Source organism: Mycoplasma hafezii (assembly GCF_049942695.1).
Classification (GTDB): domain Bacteria; phylum Bacillota_I; class Bacilli_A; order Mycoplasmatales; family Metamycoplasmataceae; genus Mycoplasmopsis; species Mycoplasmopsis hafezii.
Genome location: NZ_CP187940.1, coordinates 494,391 through 511,497 on the forward strand (window position 1 = coordinate 494,391; position 17,107 = coordinate 511,497).

Here is a 17,107-nt window from a genome sequence, read left to right on the forward strand (position 1 = left end):
GGCTCCTATTCTTCTGGTTTTTTATCGTCAATTCTTAAAATTTTATCTTTATGTTTATATAAATAATCGTTCTTACGGTTAGTTCTTTCTGAAAGATTATATGTCGCTCGATTTAATTGTCTAGTTTTTTCATCTTTGTAAATCGAACCTACTAAGATGTTTAAATTAATTGTTATTCATTGTTTTAAAGTATTTACATCATTATTTTTAATTGCTGCAGCTAATTCTGGATTAGCGTTGATATTACTCTCAAACGTTGCTAAATATAATTCTCAAGCTTTGCTTAAGGTTTGCTCGTTTTGTTGGTTATTTTGTAGTTTTAAATCTTTAATTACTTGTTTAATTAATACAAGTCTTAATTTAGCTAAAATTTGTTGTTGCGTTTGAGTGTCTAAATTTTCATTTATATCTGTATTTTGGTAAGCTAAAATAATGTCTTGAATTATTTCGCTAGCCTCAAGCGGAAATAAATCACATCAATTTTCAGTTTGATAATTTGGTAATTTTTCCGTATTTGTAAATGTTTCATAAATTACACGTGAACGTAATAAGTAAATTAATCACGGATAAGCAGGATTTTTAAACATTTTAGTTTTAAATAATTCTGCATCTTTTTTATCATCTCGTTGAAATTTAAAATCTTGTTTGGGTTCGTGATAAGCATCGAACTTTTGATATGTTTTGCGAAACTCAGTAATATCATTTTTAACCTTAGTTGGTTGATCAATATAAGTTTCATCAATTACTAAATTCTGATCTAGATTAGCAAAATCTTGATGCATTTGGTAATCAACTTCTAATGGAATATTCTGTGGTTGTGTAACAAATTCAAGTGTTGTACCAAAATCTTTATGGAATTGATTTTGAACAAATTCCTTTACTTCTTTTGACGCATCTTTTAAGATATCTTGCAATTCGTGAGACATATTATTAATTGCATCAAAATCGGTTGAATTTTCTAAATTATATTTATGCTTTAAAATACGATAAACAAAGTTAATTGCTGATTCTTGATTTTCTGCAATAACTTTTTGTAATATTTCAGCTCCGTGAACTTTTAAAATCTCATCAGGATCTTTGGTATATGGATTACTAATAACTCTAATAGTTTTAACTTGTTGTGAAATTAATGCTTTGATGGATTTTAAGGTTGCATTCACACCTGCATTATCACTATCTAGAAATAACAATACATCCACATTTTTAATTTGTTCAATATGTTTAATAGTTAATGCTGTTCCCATCAGACCAACAACATTTTTGATATTTGCTTTGTATAAAGCGATAACATCCATAAAACCTTCAACAATAATAACTTGTTTTTTAAGAGCTATTTGATCTTTGGCGTTATAGAAGTTGTATAAAATCTCTGATTTTTTAAAATATTTAGTTTCTGGAGAATTAACGTATTTAGCTGATTGATTTTGATCGATTGTTCGAGCACTAAAACCAACTAATTCACCAAAACGATTTTTAATTCCAAAAGTGATGCGATCATAAAATAGTTGCCTAAGTTCTTTATTTAATAAACCTGCTGCGACTAATTCTTGTACATCTAAATCTATTGACTCAGCATACTTTTGCAATTCGTTATTTTTTGCAAATCCAATATCAAAATGGTTTCTTAAATTTGAATCGTATAAATCTCTTTGTTTGAGATATTCGCTTGCTTCTTTTGAAACAATTACTCTTGATTTATAAAATTCATTAATAGTTTGTAAAGTTTCTAAAACTTTTAAATCTTGTTCAGTATATCGAGCAATATGAGTAGTTTTATGTGAGTGAAAATCATAATTAATCCCTGCTTTTTGAGCAAGCACTTCTAGAGCTTCAACAAAACTAATACCTTTTAGTTTCATTAAAAACGAAGTAGCATTACCACTAATGCCACAAGCAAAACATTTAAAGATTTGCTTTTGTGGACTGACTGTAAAACTGGGTGTTGTATCTCCGTGAAACGGACATAAGCCAAGATAGTTGTTCCCTTTTTTATTTAAAGGTAAATATTCACTAACTACTTGAACAACATCAGTAGCTTTTTCTATTTGTTTAACAACCTCATTTGGAATTAAACCACTCATTTAAACCTCGATTATAAATATTTTTGAATATCTGAAATTGAAATTCTAACTTGTTCCATTGTGTCTCTGTTTCTAAGAGTTACACAGTTATCTTCTAATGTATCGTAATCAACTGTTAAGCAGTAATATGTACCAACAGCATCTTGTCTACGGTATCTTTTACCGATCGAACCAGCTTCATCGTATGTTACTGAAATTCCTTGTTCGATTAAAGCATCATAAATTTCATTAGCTTTATCACCTAATTTTTTAACTAATGGTAGAATTGCAACTTTGTATGGTGCAATTGCTAATGGGAATTTTAAAACAATTCTTTCATCATTTTCTAATTGTTCTACTTGGTAAGCGTTAGAAATAACAGCTAACATTAATCTATCTAGTCCAATGCTTGGCTCAATAACATATGGAACGATTTTTTGATTATTTGTTGGATCTAAATATTCTAATGATTCACCAGTTGCTTCCATATGTGATTTTAAATCATAGTTAGTACGGTTAGCAACCCCTAATAATTCACCTCAACCGAATGGGAATTTAAATTCAATATCACTTGTAGCATCTGAATAGTGAGCAAGCTCTTCTTGTTCGTGTGCTCTGATACGAATGTTATCATCAGTTAAACCTAACTTTTTAACAAAACGGTAAGCTTTATCAATGTAGTAATTAAATCATTGATTTGCTTCTTCTGGTTTTGTGAAAAATTCAAGTTCCATTTGTTCGAATTCTCTTGTTCTAAAAATAAAGTTTCCTGGAGTTACTTCATTTCTAAAACTTTTCCCTACTTGAGCAATTCCAAAAGGAAGTTTAGCACGAGTAGTTCTAAGTACGTTTTTGAAGTTAACAAAAATCCCTTGAGCTGTTTCTGGTCTAAGGTAAACTTTTGATTTTGAATCTTCAGTTACACCTTGGTGTGTATCGAACATTAAATTAAATTGTTTAATTTCAGTTCAATCTGTTTTAGCACCTTCGTATTCTTTGATGTGTTCAACTACGTAAGCACGCATTTCATCAAAAGACATTTTTTCAGGAACTAATGTTTCATCAACTTCTTGAATTAATTTATCTGCACGGTATCTTTTACCGTTAACTTTGTTTTCAATTAATGGATCACTAAAGTTTCCCACGTGACCACTTGTTACTCAAACTTGAGGATTCATTAAAATTTTTGAGTCAATTAAGAAATTATTCTTTTCTTTAATAACGAACTCTTTTTTTCATTGTTGACAAATGTTATCTTTTAAAAGTGAACCTAATGGTCCGTAGTCTCATGTATTTGAAAGACCTCCATAAATTTCACTACCTTGGAAAACGAAACCGGTATTTTTTAAATGATTAACAATTTCTTGCATTCTTTCTTTATTAAGCATGCTATATATTTTACCACTTTCAGATTATATATCTAATAAAATTAGATATATAACACAAATTTATAAAAATTTTATGAAAATATTAATTTTTTTAGCACTAAAAAACAGAGTAATTCACTTACTCTGCCTCTTTATTTTGTTCTTTCATTCCTTTTCTGTGACAGTCTCTACAACGTGCTTCGTAGGTATCATCACCTAATAAATGACGTTCTTTGGAACGAATTTTTCTAAAGGACATATTCGCTTGACCGTGACATTTCATGCATACAGCCTTTAATTTTAAGACTGTATCTGACAAAGCAAGTAGCTCAGCAACGACATTAAAAGTCTTTCCTTCAAAATCCATGTCAAGCCCAGAAACAATCACTCTAATACCTTTATTTAATAATTTAATAATTTCATTTACAACATTAAAGTCAAAAAACTGTACTTCATCAAATGCGACAGCTTCAATATCTTTGTCGATATAATTTCATATATCTTTTGAGTCTTTAATTGAAATAGCATTAATTTGTGAACCTGTACGAGATACGATTTGACTTTCAGCAAAACGATTGTCAAAGTTTGGTTTAAAAATAATCGACTTAACTTCAGCTATTTTTCAAATCGTAATTCTTTTAATTAACTCAGCACTTTTTCCAGCAAACATTGGACCAGTAATAACTTCTAACGAACCTTTTGGATATTTATAAAACATAATTGTCCTTTCAAATTAATAAGGTAAGAAAATCACACTCACAGAGTGTGAAAATATTATATAAAGCTTTTAATTTTAAATAGTGAATTATAGTCTTGAATTTTGGTTTTAATTAAATCATTTTTTTCTTTAATATCTCAATGTCTTTGCTTAATTTCTTCGTAGTTTGGTCATTTTTCATAGAAAACATAGTCAAAAAAGTAAAGTTCATCAAAAGCAATAATTGAGTTTAAAGAGTTATATTTAATTAAAAACTCCTTGTCTAAAGGTAATCTTTTTCTATTTTCTAACGCTCAATCTAAGTCAAGTAAGTATTGATCAAAAGTTTCTTCAAATTCTACTAATCCAGCATTAAGTTTTTCTTTTTCGATATCTTTATAATCATACTTACGATTTACACTACGGTCAAAGAATAATTGAGCTGTTTCATTTTGGTTTAAACCATAAATATATGGTTGTTCAGCTAAAATGAATTTTAATTCAATGTCTTGTAATTTTTTATCATCATATACATCTGCACTTGAATCTAAAATTTCAATATCGATGTAATCTTTAAAATTTTCTAATAATGCTTTTGGATCATCGTTTTGTTGTAAGAGTGCAAAAACAATTTTAGTGTAAAGATATTTTGAAGAATATTCGTTTGACATTAATAATTCTTCAAAAGTAACCCTAGGCTTAGATAAGTCTTGTAAATATTGTTTAATAGCTGTAAAAATGCTGTTAAAACGGCTTGTAAACCCACTTTTAGCGTTTGTTTTAGAAATATAAACAAAATCACCAATTGATCATTTAAATACTCCCTTAAGTGATTTATGTTCTTTTTGAATGTACTTCATTAAAACTCCTTAATTAAAATTAATTGTGTTTAAATTATGAATAATTTAATTATAAATTAATTTAAAGTAACCTTAATAAAACTATTTGATTTTCGTAAATGATATGGTAATGTGGAAAATGATAAAATTAAAGAGAGGAGTTTTTAGTAAGAAAATACATAAGTTATTGTATTTACAATATTTATTTAAATACATTGAAATGGAACTAATGCAATGCTACCAATTACGAAAATGAAAATTCATTTATCAATCTTCTTTCTGTTGAACTCAATCGGATCGGTCTTTTTAATCGCTAATATTATTTTACTTGCCAATATTAAAAATTACAATTTTTCAATAACTAATGAATACATCTTATACTTGAATCTTAATTTTGTATTTTGTGGTGGAATATTAGTATTTGGACTTTTAGCATTTTGTTGGTGATGATACATTACCTTTCTTTGAATTTTAAAATACTGAAAAACAGTTATATTTATTCGTGATAATAAAGAAAGTTATAAATTTTTAAATTATTACACTAAGTGAGCATACAAAATAGGTAAAAGATACGCAGTAAAACCAGAAATTTGTTTAACTGAAAAAGAAATTTTAAGTGAATTTAAAACCAACTTTGATGAACAAGAAGCTCAAACTCAAAACCAAACTAACTAGTATTATCTAGTTGGTTTTTATTTTGCTTTTTAAGCAAAGAAAAAGTAGGCCTAAGCCCACTTTAATTATTTAGTTTCATCATCTTTATCTTTTTTACGTTTTCCAACTAAAATAAGTCAAATAGAAGTAATTGATGTTAATAACCCAGTTACTCCTAATCCTAATCAATATCATTGAATGAATGGTTTATAAGGTTTTAAGGTTAAGAATGAATAGTATGTGTTAAGTTTGTTTTTAAGGTTAGTAAGGGTGTGAATGTCTCTTGAATTAAGTTTTTGATTATTATCTGAAACAAATAAATCATTAGTTTCATCTAATGCATTTATTATGTTATTTAAATCTTTAGGATGGATTGAATTTTTAATTTTTGGATCATTAAGTAAATCGTTTATTTTATTGTATTTTTCTAATAGTTCAGTACTTATTTTGTCTAATTGGTCTGCATGATTTTTAATTTCATTTGCAGATTCACCAGATTGGTGTGATAATGAATCTAATTTATCTTGTAAAGCATCTTTTTGAGCTTGAGAAATGTTATCCATGCTCTCTATAGCTGCTTTTACATTATTGTAATTTTCAGTTCCATTAAGCTCTTGCTTAGCTTGTTGGAATTGTTGATATAAATCATTTAATTTTGCAAAATCTTTGATTGTAGGATTATTTAAGTACTCTTTTAACTTTCCGTATGCTTGATCTAAGTTTGCTTTTTTCTCGCGATCAGCATATTGATAGTTTTGATCTTTAATAAGATTATCACGGAAGTCTTTTGTTGCTAAATATGAATCTTGTTCTAACTTAGCAAGGGCTTTAGCTTGTTCGTAAATATTAAAGTCATCTAACGGAGTTACTTTATCATTTTGAACTTTGTTAATAAAATCAGCTTTAGATTGTTTATCTAATGGTAATTTTTCAATTTCTGCAGCGATTTTACCAGTTAGATACTTATCTAATTCTTGATTTTCTTTAGCTAAGTTATTTGCGAGTTCTTCTAATTTTGCAGCACTTAAATCTTCTAAGTTTTGAGGTAGATTTTTAAGGTTATCATTAATTTTGCTTTGTTGTTCTGAACCAATTAAATCCGTAAGTCTTGGATCTGCAAACTCTGTTTGTTGTTTAATTAGTTCTTTTACCTTATCAAGAATTCCAGAAGCATGATTTTGAATTTTGTTAGTTACAGAATTTAATCTATTTATTAAATCTTCAATTACTTGTGAATTTGTTGAATTAACTAAATCATTTTCAATCATACTTTTTGCTTCTTGTTTTAAAGCATTAAGTTCTTCTTGAATTGCTTGAGGTAATTTTGCTACAATGAGTGGATCATTAGTAGCAAGAAGGAAATGTTTGTTAGCATCAAGTAAGTCTTGATCAAGTTTATCTAAATTATTAATTTGATTTTGAATAGTTTCTAAGTCAGCTTTATTTTTAGCATTATTTAATTGCTCTAATAATTTTTCTTTAGCTGGTTTAGCTGTTAACTTTAATGCATCAATTTGCTCTTTAGTTGCATTAAAGTTAGCTACACCATTAAGTTTATTTTGAGCTTGTTCTACAGCACCTTTTAGTTCATTTAATTTTTCTGCTTTTAAATCTTGATTTCAATTTTTAATTGCATCATTATATTTTTCTAAAGCAGCTAGATAATCTTTTTGTAAGTTTGGATCTGCATAAATAAAGTTGTTATCTGTTTGTGCTTTAATTGCATCAGCTAAATTATTTTGATGTTCTTTGTAAAGAGGTTCAGTAGTAGTTGCTGTATTAATTAAACCGTTTAAATCATCTAGGTTATCAAAAGTAGCTTGCCCAGCTTTTTCTAATAATTGATCTTTTAATTTTGTAGGAATTTCTTTAGCGTTAATATCTGCTTTTGCTTGTGCAACAATTTGATTTTGTACATTTGCAGTTTCATCAACTAATTCTTTTAAGATTGCTTGAAGTTCGTCATTATTTTTACCGATTGAATTAGCTTCAGCGTTATTAGCAAGTTCTTCTAATTTTGCTTTTGCTTCTGGTGTTAAAAGGTTCGCAACGTCTTTTGCTAATAATTCTTTAGCTTTATCTCTTGCTTTTAAGATTTCTTCGTATGTTGCTTGTTCTTCTGGTGTTCTTTTTGGTTTGTTATCTTCAACTGTTTTAATTAACTCTTTAAGTTTATTAATTGCATCTTGAATATCTGCATTTACAGTTGTATTAACTTTATCTTTTGAGTTATTTAAAGTTTGTAATACTTCAGACAATTTTGTTTCTGCAGCTGTAAGTTCATCACCTTTAAGGTATTCACTAAGTTCTTTACCATCTAATAAGGTATTAAGTTCATTATATTTACCTAATAACTCACTAGCTGAAGCATTAGCTGTTTGCAATTCTTTGAATTTTTCTTCTAAAGCAGCTTTATCAGCTAAGTTTGCTAAGTTAGCTTTTTCTTGTTCAACTAATTTAGAATCAAGTTTAGTTAATTGAGCAATTTTGTCTTTTGTCTCAGTTAAATTTGAAGCACCATTAAGATCTTCTTTAGCTTTAGCGACTTTTTTAAGTGCTTCAGTTAAAGCTGTTACTGACACATTTGATAAATCTTTTTTAAGGGTTTCCAAGTCTTTAATTGCTTGATTGTAAGCTTCTTTTAAGTTTGAATCAGCAAATTGATAATCTTGGCTTGTTGTAACAGTATCTTTGTCTGAAATTACCTTGTTTGCATCTTCGATAGGTTTTACAAACTCAGAAATTTGTTGTACTACACTTTTAGCTTCTAAAAAGTCTAATTCTTTTGAATTTTCATTAATTAACTTATCAAGATCTGAATTACCTTTAGTTTTTAGTTCGTCAGTTACTTCCAACTTAGAAATTGCATCTTTAGCATTAGTGATAATTTCGCTTTTTGAGTTGTTAAATAATTCGTTAGCATCAGAAATTAATTTTTCTAATTCAGCTTCAGATTTATTTGTGGTATTTTGTTCAAAGTTTTCTAAAAAATCATTAATTTGTTTTTTGGTTTCTTCAGCTAAATAAATATTTGATTCTGAAGCAATTACTTTAGATAATTTATCTTTTAAACTTTCTGAAGTTTTTTGTTGATTATTTTCTTTAGATTTTGCTTGAGCTTCTTTTAAAATTTCATTAACTTTAAAAGCATCGCTATTTTTAACTTCTGCTATTTTATTTTTGTAACTTTGAATTTCTTCTTGTGATAAACCTGATTCTAATTTATCTAATTCAGCATTTGCTAAAACAACAATATCGTTATATTCTTTAGTTTGCTTAGCTTTTAAATCATTAACTAAATTACTGAAGTCTTCTGCTGTTTCAAATTTTGCATCAGTAAATAAGTTTTGGTAATTATTGCTTACTAAATCATCAAAGCTTGTTTTAGTTTGCTCTGTTAAAACAAAATCGTTTTTCTTTTCATCTAAATCTTTAAATCATTTTGTTAAATCATTTAAATCATTAGCATTAGTTATTTTAGATTCAAAGTTAGTCACATTTGTTTCTTTATTTAAAGATTCTTTAATTTTAGAAGCAACATCTGCTGGAAGGTTATTTAAGTTTAAAGCATCAATTTTAGCTTGTTTATTTTTTGCACTATTAGCTTGTGCTTGAGCTAATGCTTCAGCTAACTTTTCTGTTCCAGCGATTATTTCTTCATATTTTTCCTTGCTTAATAATTCTTTAGCTTCTTTTAAAGCTTCTTGAATTGCTGTGTTTGGATTATTTTCATCATTGACAAATAAGTTGTTATTTAATGTTTCAGCTTCATTAATTTGTCTTTGTAATGATACAAGGTTTTCAATTGTAACTATTTTTTTGTTAAGTTCTTCATCATTTGGTAAAGAATTAATTTTATCAACTATTTCATTAAGTTGTTCTTTAGTTAATGCAGCTGGTTTAGTTTCATTTGTAATTCGTTCAATTGCTTCTTGTTTTGCTTTGCTTGCTTCATCATTTGCTTTAGCTTTTTTAAGCACTTCATTTACTTTAAATGGATCTAAATCAGTAATTGCTGTAATTTCATCTTTATAAGCTTGTTTTTGTTCTGCGGTTAAAAAATTATAGTTATCTAATTCAGTATTTGCTAGTTCAACGATTTTGTTATATGTGTTAGTTTTATTTTGATTTAAAGCTGTAAGAGCTTCATCTAATTTATCTTGTGTAGTTAAATCATTGTCTTTAGCAATGTCATTATAAGAATTAGTTGCTAATTCTTTAAATGTTTCTAATCTATCAGTACTAAAAACAAATTCTGTTTGTTTATCATTTAAATCTTTTTTTCATTTAGCATTAGTATTTAATTCTTCAGCTTTTGTTTTATAGTTATTAAACTCGCTTGGAGAATCAAACTTATTTAAAGTATCTTTTAATTTAGTTTGAACTGTTTCTGGTAAATTAGTTAAAACAGTCTCATTAATTAAAGATTGTTTATTTTTAGCACTTTTACTTTCTGCCGCGTTAATTGATGTAAGTAAATTATCTAAATTATCTTGTAACTCATCTGTTGTAGCATCATCTTAATTAAGATAATTTTCATTTCATTTAATTGTTTCTGCTAAATCTTTTGCAGGATTTGATTTATTATAAGTAAATAATTTTTCTTGAATTGCTTTAGCATTATTTAAATTACTGATTAATTCTGTTTTTTTAGAAACAGCTGCTAATTTTTCATTAAAATCAGTTGCTTTATTATTAATGCTATTAATTTGTGTAGTTAAGCTAGTAATTTGTTCTTCTGTTAATTCTTTAGGCGAATTAATTTGTTTAAGTTTTTCAATTAATTCTTTTTTCTTAGCTACTTGTTCATAATCAAGAGCATCATACTTTTCTTGCATTTGTCCTTTTAAAGTTTCAAGTGTATTAGTAATTTGCTCCATATTGCTTTCTTTGCCCATTCGAACTAAAAAAGATAAATAGGACAATCCCTTTCAATTAAAAAATTAATATATTCATTCGGAGACATATAACCAAGTTTCTTAATTGGTCTGTAATTATTTCAATAATGTACATATTCATCAATTAATTTTTTAATGTAGTTAATGCTCAATCTTTCGATGTCGAATTGCGAGAACAATTCTTCACGAATTCTTCCGAATGTATATTCAATTCATAAATTATCATTTGAATGACCTGGAATACCCATTGATTGTCTAATATTGTTTTTTAGTAAATATTCTTTTACATCTTTATCAAAATATTGTCTACCGTGGTCAGTGTTAATAATTGACACATTCGGTAGATTTTTTAAATCTTTTAAAACCACATCTGCACTTTGATTGTCGCTTAAAGTATATGAAAGTATTTTGTGAGTTCTAATATCTGTAATCATGTGCAAATGATAATGTTTATTATTATTGCGAATTATCATAAAGTCAGCCGATACAGCTTCATATGGTTTTAGATTTTTTCTTGCTTCAAAATCCACTAAATAGTCAAAATCTTTTGTAGTATCTTTTATTTCTTTATACTTTAAAGTCTTATTTGATGAGCTATTTACGTATAAGTGTGAATTATTCATTATTTTATTTACTGTAGGTTGTGAGATTTTAACATTATTTGTTTTATTTATTAAACCAGCAATTTTATCCGAACCAACTCTACCTTTATGTTCTTTGTATATCTCATTTACTTTTACAATATATTCAATATCATCTACTTTTGAATCGTTTCTTTTCTTATAACCAACACCATTTTTTCTATCATAAAATCTTGAACGAGAAACACCAAATAATTTACATAAATAACTGATCGAAAAACTACATTTTGTTTTCTTAATTTTATTAATAATTTCAGCTACTTTATTATTTCTCTCTTTTTTAGTAGAGTTTTCACCTAAAAGTTCGTCCAAAAGAACGTTAAGCACAATATCATAATCTTCTTGACGTGTGTTTTTAGGTGATTTTACTTGTCTATTTTTGTTTTTCTTTTGATTTGCTTTCATACTTATACCATATCGCTTTTTGTAATCTAAATTGTTATAAGTATTATATGGAATAAATTCGATTAGTTTTTTATTTATGTATTTTTTGCAGTTGATTTTAAAACGATGTAATCAATACTTATAGGTATCTGTATCTGTTCAACCCAATTCTTTTTCGTTTTGTAAAACATCATGTAAACTAACATCGTTTTTTACTTCATTTAATGATTTTGCAAATCGACTAACAGTATGTCACTGACCCATTTTTGTGTACCATAAACTGTCCCAATTATCTTTTTAGGTTCGAAGCATTAAAAAAACACACCATACGGTGTGTGAAATACTGAATTTTAAATTATTATTTGTTTACACGTGCTCTAACAACTGAGTAAGGCATTAAAGCAACATATCTTGCTCTTTTAATAGCGTTAGCAACTTTTCTTTGGTGTTTAGCACATGTTCCTGTAGTTGCTTTACCTTTGATTTGCCCTGTAGCTGTTACGTATTTTTTAAGAAGTTCTACATTTTTGTAGTCAACATATGTCATACCATTTTCACAGAATTCACAGAATTTTCTTCTACCTTGGAAAGCTTTTTTACGTTTGATGTAAGCCATTATTTCTCCTTTTTATTTTTCACTGTCTGAAACTGTAATTCCATCAAACTCACTAAATAATGAATCGAATTCATGTTTAGTGGGAGCTTTTGGAGTTTCTTCTTCTAAATCATCAAAAATATTTTCTGATGTTTTAACAGTTCTAACTTGTGAAAAATCAACATTTGATTGAGTGTTTAGATTAGGTTTTGGTGTAAATCCAGCAGCATTACTTGAGTTTCTATAATTTGAATTAGTTGCATTTCTACTTTCCATAACTTCTCTTGATTCAAGTAATCTAAAAGTATTTACAGAAACCTCTACACTTCTGACTGGTTGATTGCTAACTGTTGAAGTATATACATTTGAGTGTAATTCACCTTCAACGGCAACAAGAGCACCTTTTGCGGCATATTTTGCTATAAAATCAGCTGTATTTCTTCAAGCAACTAAATTGATGAAATCAGTTATTTGATTTTGTCCACTATTTCTTCGATCTAAAGCAATAGTAAATCTCACATATGGTACTCCGTTAGAAGTAGTAGCTAATGTTGGAGTAGATGTTAATCTACCGATTAAAATCACATTATTAATCATTTTGCACTCCTATGTGAATAATTAAATTATTCTTGTGTTTCGTCAGCTTTTTTAACTTTTGGTTGTGTGTTACGCTTTACGAAAGGTTTTTTGTTTTGGTTTTTAAATTCTTCTTTTTTGTTGCTTCTGTGGTGTTTTTTAGGTTTTGAGTTTAAACCTTTTTCTGAATCTAAGTTGATTACTAATGTTCTTCAAACTTCTTTAATAATGTTTGTGCGACGTGTGAATTCAGCGATGTTTGAACCTTCTGTTTCAACTAATGCTAAAACGTATTGTGCGTGTTTTGATTTGTTAATTTCGTATGCTAATTCGTTGTTTTCAAGTTTTTCAACTGATTTAACACCTTCACCAAAAACTTCTTTAAGTAAGTTTTCAACTACTGAAGTTTCAGCTTTAGGGTCAACGATAGTCATAATTTCGTATTTAATCATATCTCTCCTTATGGTCTATATATTCAGGGATACAGAGTAATTTTAGTATCCAAGGAGCGAAAGCAGTTCTTTAAACTATAGTTTATATATGTCATTCTACTTTACTCGTTTATTAATATACCACAAAATATGATTTTTTAAAATAGATTAAACAACATTTTCACAAGCATTAAAATAAATCGTTTTTTACCCTTTTATTTATTTATAAATAAATAGTTAGCATTTTTGTTTTTCTTGTTTTTTTAAATTAATTTTTAGGTATATTTATAGCATGAATAAATTAGTTATTGTGGAGTCGCCTAACAAGGTTGCAACAATTCAAAAATACCTTGGTAGCGACTACAACGTTATTGCATCTGTTGGACATATTTTAAAAATGAAAACAACAGGACAATATGCTCTTGGAATTGACTTTGAGAACTGAGAACCAGAATATAAACTCGACATCACTAAACGTAAAATCGTTGGTGAAATCAAAAAAGCTGCGAAAGAAGCAGATCATGTTTATATTGCAACTGACCCGGACCGTGAAGGAGAAGCGATTGCATCACACCTTGTAAGTTATTTTAAAGTTGAAGATAGATACTCAAGAATTAAATATAACGAAATTACAAAAGATGCAATTTTAAAATCAATCGAAAATGCTGGAGAGCTTGACTTAGCATTAGTTGATGCTCAAAAAGCACGTAGAATGCTTGATCGTATTATCGGTTTCCGTTTAAGTACTTTAATGCGTGGAAAACTTAAAAATGCACCAGGTACTGCTAGTGCTGGTAGAGTTCAATCTATCGCATTAAAATTAGTAGTTGATCGTGAAAATGAAATTTTAGCTTTCGTTCCTGAAAAATATGCAAAATTACATGCAAAATTAGAAAATAATCCTATTTTTGCATATTACTATAACGCAAACAATCCAAGCGATCGTAAGGATTGAATTTTTAACGACGAACTAAAACAAATTCAAGATGATTTTGCTAAATTACCACTTGAATTAAAAGTTACAGAAGTTAAATCAACAACTAGAACTGTTCCAGCAGTTCAACCATTTAAACAAGCTGTGCTTTACCGTAAAAGCTCATTAAACTCACAATCAACACAATTTGCTGCTCAAAAACTTTATGAAGGATACGGTGATGGCGGACTTATTAGTTACCCAAGAACCGATTCAACTAGACTTAGTCAAACATTTATTGATGAAGCTCATAAATACATCGAGAACAAATGAGGAAAAGATTATGTTGCTACTGAAGTTAAAGGATTTAGTGGAGATCAAGATGCCCATGAAGCTATTAGACCTACTAATATTGCTTTAACACCTGAAAGTGCACAAGCTTTATATCCAGAAATGAATGATGCTGAATATAAAGTTTATAAATTAGTATACGAAACAACTTTACAAGCATTAATTAAACAACCAATTCGTGAAGTTAAGTCATATACTTATCAAACTGATAAATATACATTCAAAAACAGCTACAGTAAAATTAAATTCGACGGATTTTACGTGGTAACAGGTAAACAAACAGATGATATCGATCCAGAATATCAAGAAGGACAAACTGTTAAGGTTGATGAGTTTGTTTTCGAGGAACACGAAACCAAACCAGCACCAAGATATAATGATGGTTCATTAATTGAAGCATTAGATAATATTAAAGTTGGTCGTCCTTCTACTTTTGCTACCACAGTTAAGATTATTAAGGAAAGAAACTTTGTTAAAAGAATTAACAATCAACTTGTTCCAACTGAGTTTGGAATCATTGTACTTAAAAACTTAATCAATGCTTTCCCTAATATTATTAACGAAGGTTATACTGCACAAGTTGAAGAAGAACTTGATGAAATTAGTGAATCAAAAATTCAAAAAGATCAAGTTATGCAAGAATTTTGAGATAGATTCTTAAAAGAGTACGAAAATGCAGCTGAAAAAATCGAACCTTATACATTTAAACTCTACGAATTAGATGAACCATGTCCAGAAGACCAAGGTGTATTATTAATTCGTAGTAATAAAAGAGGTCAAAAATTTGTTGGATGTAAAAATTTCCCAAGCTGTAAATTCACAAGAAGTCTAAATGAAGCTGAAACAGAAATGTTAGCAAACTTAGAAAACAACGATTCTTCAGATGATGAAGAATAATTTTAACGACACCGTATATGTGTCGTTTTTATATTTAAATTTAAAATTTAAGGAGAAATTATGAAAGAAACTAAATTTATTTTTGTAACTGGTGGAGTTATTTCAGGATTAGGAAAAGGTGTTAGTGCCGCATCAATTGGTAATTTATTAAAAGCAAGAGACTTTAAGGTTTTTGCGATGAAATTAGACCCATATTTAAACGTGGATCCAGGTGTGCTTTCACCATTTGAACATGGAGAAGTTTATGTTACAAATGATGGTGGTGAAACCGATTTAGATTTAGGACACTACGAAAGATTTATGGATGAAGAATTATCAAAATTCTCATCAATTACTAGTGGTAAATTATTACAAAGATTAATTAACCAAGAACGTGAAGGTGGATTTAATGGAAAAACAGTGCAAATTGTTCCACATTTTACCGATAAAGTTCAACAAGCTATTATGGATATTGAAGCACATCATCACCCTGATTTTGCAATTATTGAAATCGGTGGAACAGTCGGTGATTTAGAATCTAACCCATTTTTCTATGCTTTAGCTCAATTAAAATATAAAATCCCTAATCGTGTCTTTTTCATTCATACATCTTATGTACCATTTTTAGATGCGAGTGGTGACTTTAAATCTAAACCAACACAACACTCAATTGCAACACTTAGACAACTTGGAATTAATCCAAATATGGTCTTATTACGTTCGCATAAAGAATGTACTAACGATGTAGTGCAAAAAGTTGCAAAATACAGCTTTTTAGATGAAAAAACTGTAATTCCTGTCCCTGATTTACCTCAAGTTTACCAAATGCCTTTATATTTAGAAAAATTTGAAGTAGCTCAAAGCATTTTAAGTTATTTTAACTTAGAAGCTAAACAACCTAACTTAGCAAAATGAACCGAATTTGTTAATTTATTAACTGCTAAAAACTTAACAAATGTCAAAATTGGTATGGTTGGAAAATATGTGCAATTTGAAGATGCGTATAAATCAATTATTGAAGCGCTAAAAAATTCAGCTGCCTACTTACAGCAAAAAATAAATTTAGTTTGAGTTGATTCGGAACAAATTAATAATTTACAAGATGCAAAAAACGTAATTCAAGGATTAGACGGAGTAGTAATTTTACCTGGATTTGGAAACCGTGGAGTAGAAGGAAAAATTCTAATTGCAGAAGCAACAAGAGAAATGCTTGTTCCTACTCTTGGAATTTGTTTAGGAATGCAAGTAATGTCAATTAACCAAGCACGTAGAAAAGGTATCACTAACGCTACAAGTTATGAATTTAAAACAAAAGGAAAAGACGAAACTTATGTTTTAGATTTAATTCGTGGTAAAAATGAATCAGATAATATGGGTGGTACCTTACGTTTAGGAGCTTCATTTACTCAAATTAAACCAAATACTTTAGCTCGAAAAATTTACAGCAAAGAATTAGTTTCAGAAAGACATAGACACAGATATGAAATTAATCCAAAATATCGTGATTTAATTGAAGATGATGAGTTTATTTTTTCAGGAGAAGAACCTAATTCACATTTAGCTGAGATTTGCGAACTAAAAAACCATCCATTTTATTTAGGTACTCAGTACCATCCTGAATTTAATGCTAGACCACTAAAACCTAGTCCTTTATTCACTGAATTTTTAAAAAGCACTGAAAATTATTCCTCAAAATAAAAAAAAAAAAAAAAACAAACATCGAAAAACTACATTTTCGGTGTTTTTATTACAATTTTTTGTTATTTTTGCAAAATACAAAAAAATCAGGAAAGTTAGAAAAGAATATAATATTAATGACAGAAAT

Annotated in this window: 13 protein-coding genes; 3 read left to right on the forward strand and 10 right to left on the reverse strand. The window is 28.2% G+C overall.

Annotated features, from left to right (window positions below; genetic code table 4):
* Positions 1 to 5: 5 nt before the first annotated feature.
* The 4 genes from dnaG to ACPYPZ_RS01860 form a co-directional block, all read right to left on the reverse strand.
* Positions 6 to 2,081, reverse strand: a complete 2,076-nt coding sequence (gene dnaG, locus ACPYPZ_RS01845) for a DNA primase (RefSeq protein ID WP_426460877.1) — start codon at positions 2,079 to 2,081, stop codon at positions 6 to 8.
* Between the two features lie 11 nt (positions 2,082 to 2,092).
* On the reverse strand, positions 2,093 to 3,448 hold the full coding sequence (locus tag ACPYPZ_RS01850; protein WP_426460878.1) for a glycine--tRNA ligase: 1,356 nt from the start codon (positions 3,446 to 3,448) through the stop codon (positions 2,093 to 2,095).
* Between the two features lie 118 nt (positions 3,449 to 3,566).
* Positions 3,567 to 4,145 (reverse strand): thymidine kinase, encoded by a 579-nt coding sequence (locus tag ACPYPZ_RS01855; protein ID WP_426460879.1) that lies wholly within the window; start codon positions 4,143 to 4,145, stop codon positions 3,567 to 3,569.
* 56 nt (positions 4,146 to 4,201) lie between these two features.
* On the reverse strand, positions 4,202 to 4,984 hold the full coding sequence (locus tag ACPYPZ_RS01860; RefSeq protein WP_426460880.1) for a hypothetical protein: 783 nt from the start codon (positions 4,982 to 4,984) through the stop codon (positions 4,202 to 4,204).
* A gap of 231 nt (positions 4,985 to 5,215) precedes the next feature.
* Between ACPYPZ_RS01860 and ACPYPZ_RS01865 the strand changes: the two genes are divergently transcribed.
* Entirely contained in the window at positions 5,216 to 5,638 is a 423-nt protein-coding gene (locus ACPYPZ_RS01865) for a hypothetical protein (protein ID WP_426460881.1), read from the forward strand.
* Positions 5,639 to 5,703: 65 nt separating this feature from the next.
* Here the strand turns inward: ACPYPZ_RS01865 and ACPYPZ_RS01870 are convergent, their stop codons facing one another.
* From ACPYPZ_RS01870 to rpsF, 6 genes are all read right to left on the reverse strand, one after another.
* A complete protein-coding gene (locus tag ACPYPZ_RS01870; protein WP_426460882.1) occupies positions 5,704 to 9,597 on the reverse strand; it encodes a hypothetical protein in 3,894 nt (1,297 codons plus the stop codon).
* Between the two features lie 540 nt (positions 9,598 to 10,137).
* Positions 10,138 to 10,497 carry a hypothetical protein gene (locus tag ACPYPZ_RS01875; protein WP_426460883.1) on the reverse strand — a complete coding sequence of 120 codons (360 nt, stop codon included), beginning with the start codon at positions 10,495 to 10,497 and terminating at the stop codon, positions 10,138 to 10,140.
* Between the two features lie 23 nt (positions 10,498 to 10,520).
* Positions 10,521 to 11,804, reverse strand: a complete 1,284-nt coding sequence (locus tag ACPYPZ_RS01880) for an IS3 family transposase (protein WP_426460884.1) — start codon at positions 11,802 to 11,804, stop codon at positions 10,521 to 10,523.
* Between the two features lie 94 nt (positions 11,805 to 11,898).
* The gene (gene rpsR, locus ACPYPZ_RS01885) at positions 11,899 to 12,156 is read right to left on the reverse strand and encodes a 30S ribosomal protein S18 (protein WP_426460885.1); all 258 of its coding nucleotides are present in this window, start codon (positions 12,154 to 12,156) and stop codon (positions 11,899 to 11,901) included.
* 12 nt (positions 12,157 to 12,168) lie between these two features.
* Positions 12,169 to 12,732 (reverse strand): single-stranded DNA-binding protein, encoded by a 564-nt coding sequence (locus ACPYPZ_RS01890; RefSeq protein ID WP_426460886.1) that lies wholly within the window; start codon positions 12,730 to 12,732, stop codon positions 12,169 to 12,171.
* A gap of 26 nt (positions 12,733 to 12,758) precedes the next feature.
* Positions 12,759 to 13,163: a 30S ribosomal protein S6 gene (gene rpsF / locus ACPYPZ_RS01895; RefSeq protein WP_426460887.1), complete on the reverse strand. Its 405-nt coding sequence runs from the start codon at positions 13,161 to 13,163 to the stop codon at positions 12,759 to 12,761.
* A gap of 271 nt (positions 13,164 to 13,434) precedes the next feature.
* On the opposite strand from rpsF, the gene topA reads away from it, so the two are divergent.
* Both topA and ACPYPZ_RS01905 read left to right on the forward strand, forming a co-directional pair.
* Positions 13,435 to 15,303 carry a type I DNA topoisomerase gene (gene topA, locus ACPYPZ_RS01900; protein ID WP_426460888.1) on the forward strand — a complete coding sequence of 623 codons (1,869 nt, stop codon included), beginning with the start codon at positions 13,435 to 13,437 and terminating at the stop codon, positions 15,301 to 15,303.
* 60 nt (positions 15,304 to 15,363) lie between these two features.
* Positions 15,364 to 16,980, forward strand: coding sequence for a CTP synthase (locus tag ACPYPZ_RS01905; protein ID WP_426460889.1), 1,617 nt, complete (start codon positions 15,364 to 15,366; stop codon positions 16,978 to 16,980).
* The last annotated feature ends 127 nt before the right edge of the window (positions 16,981 to 17,107 follow it).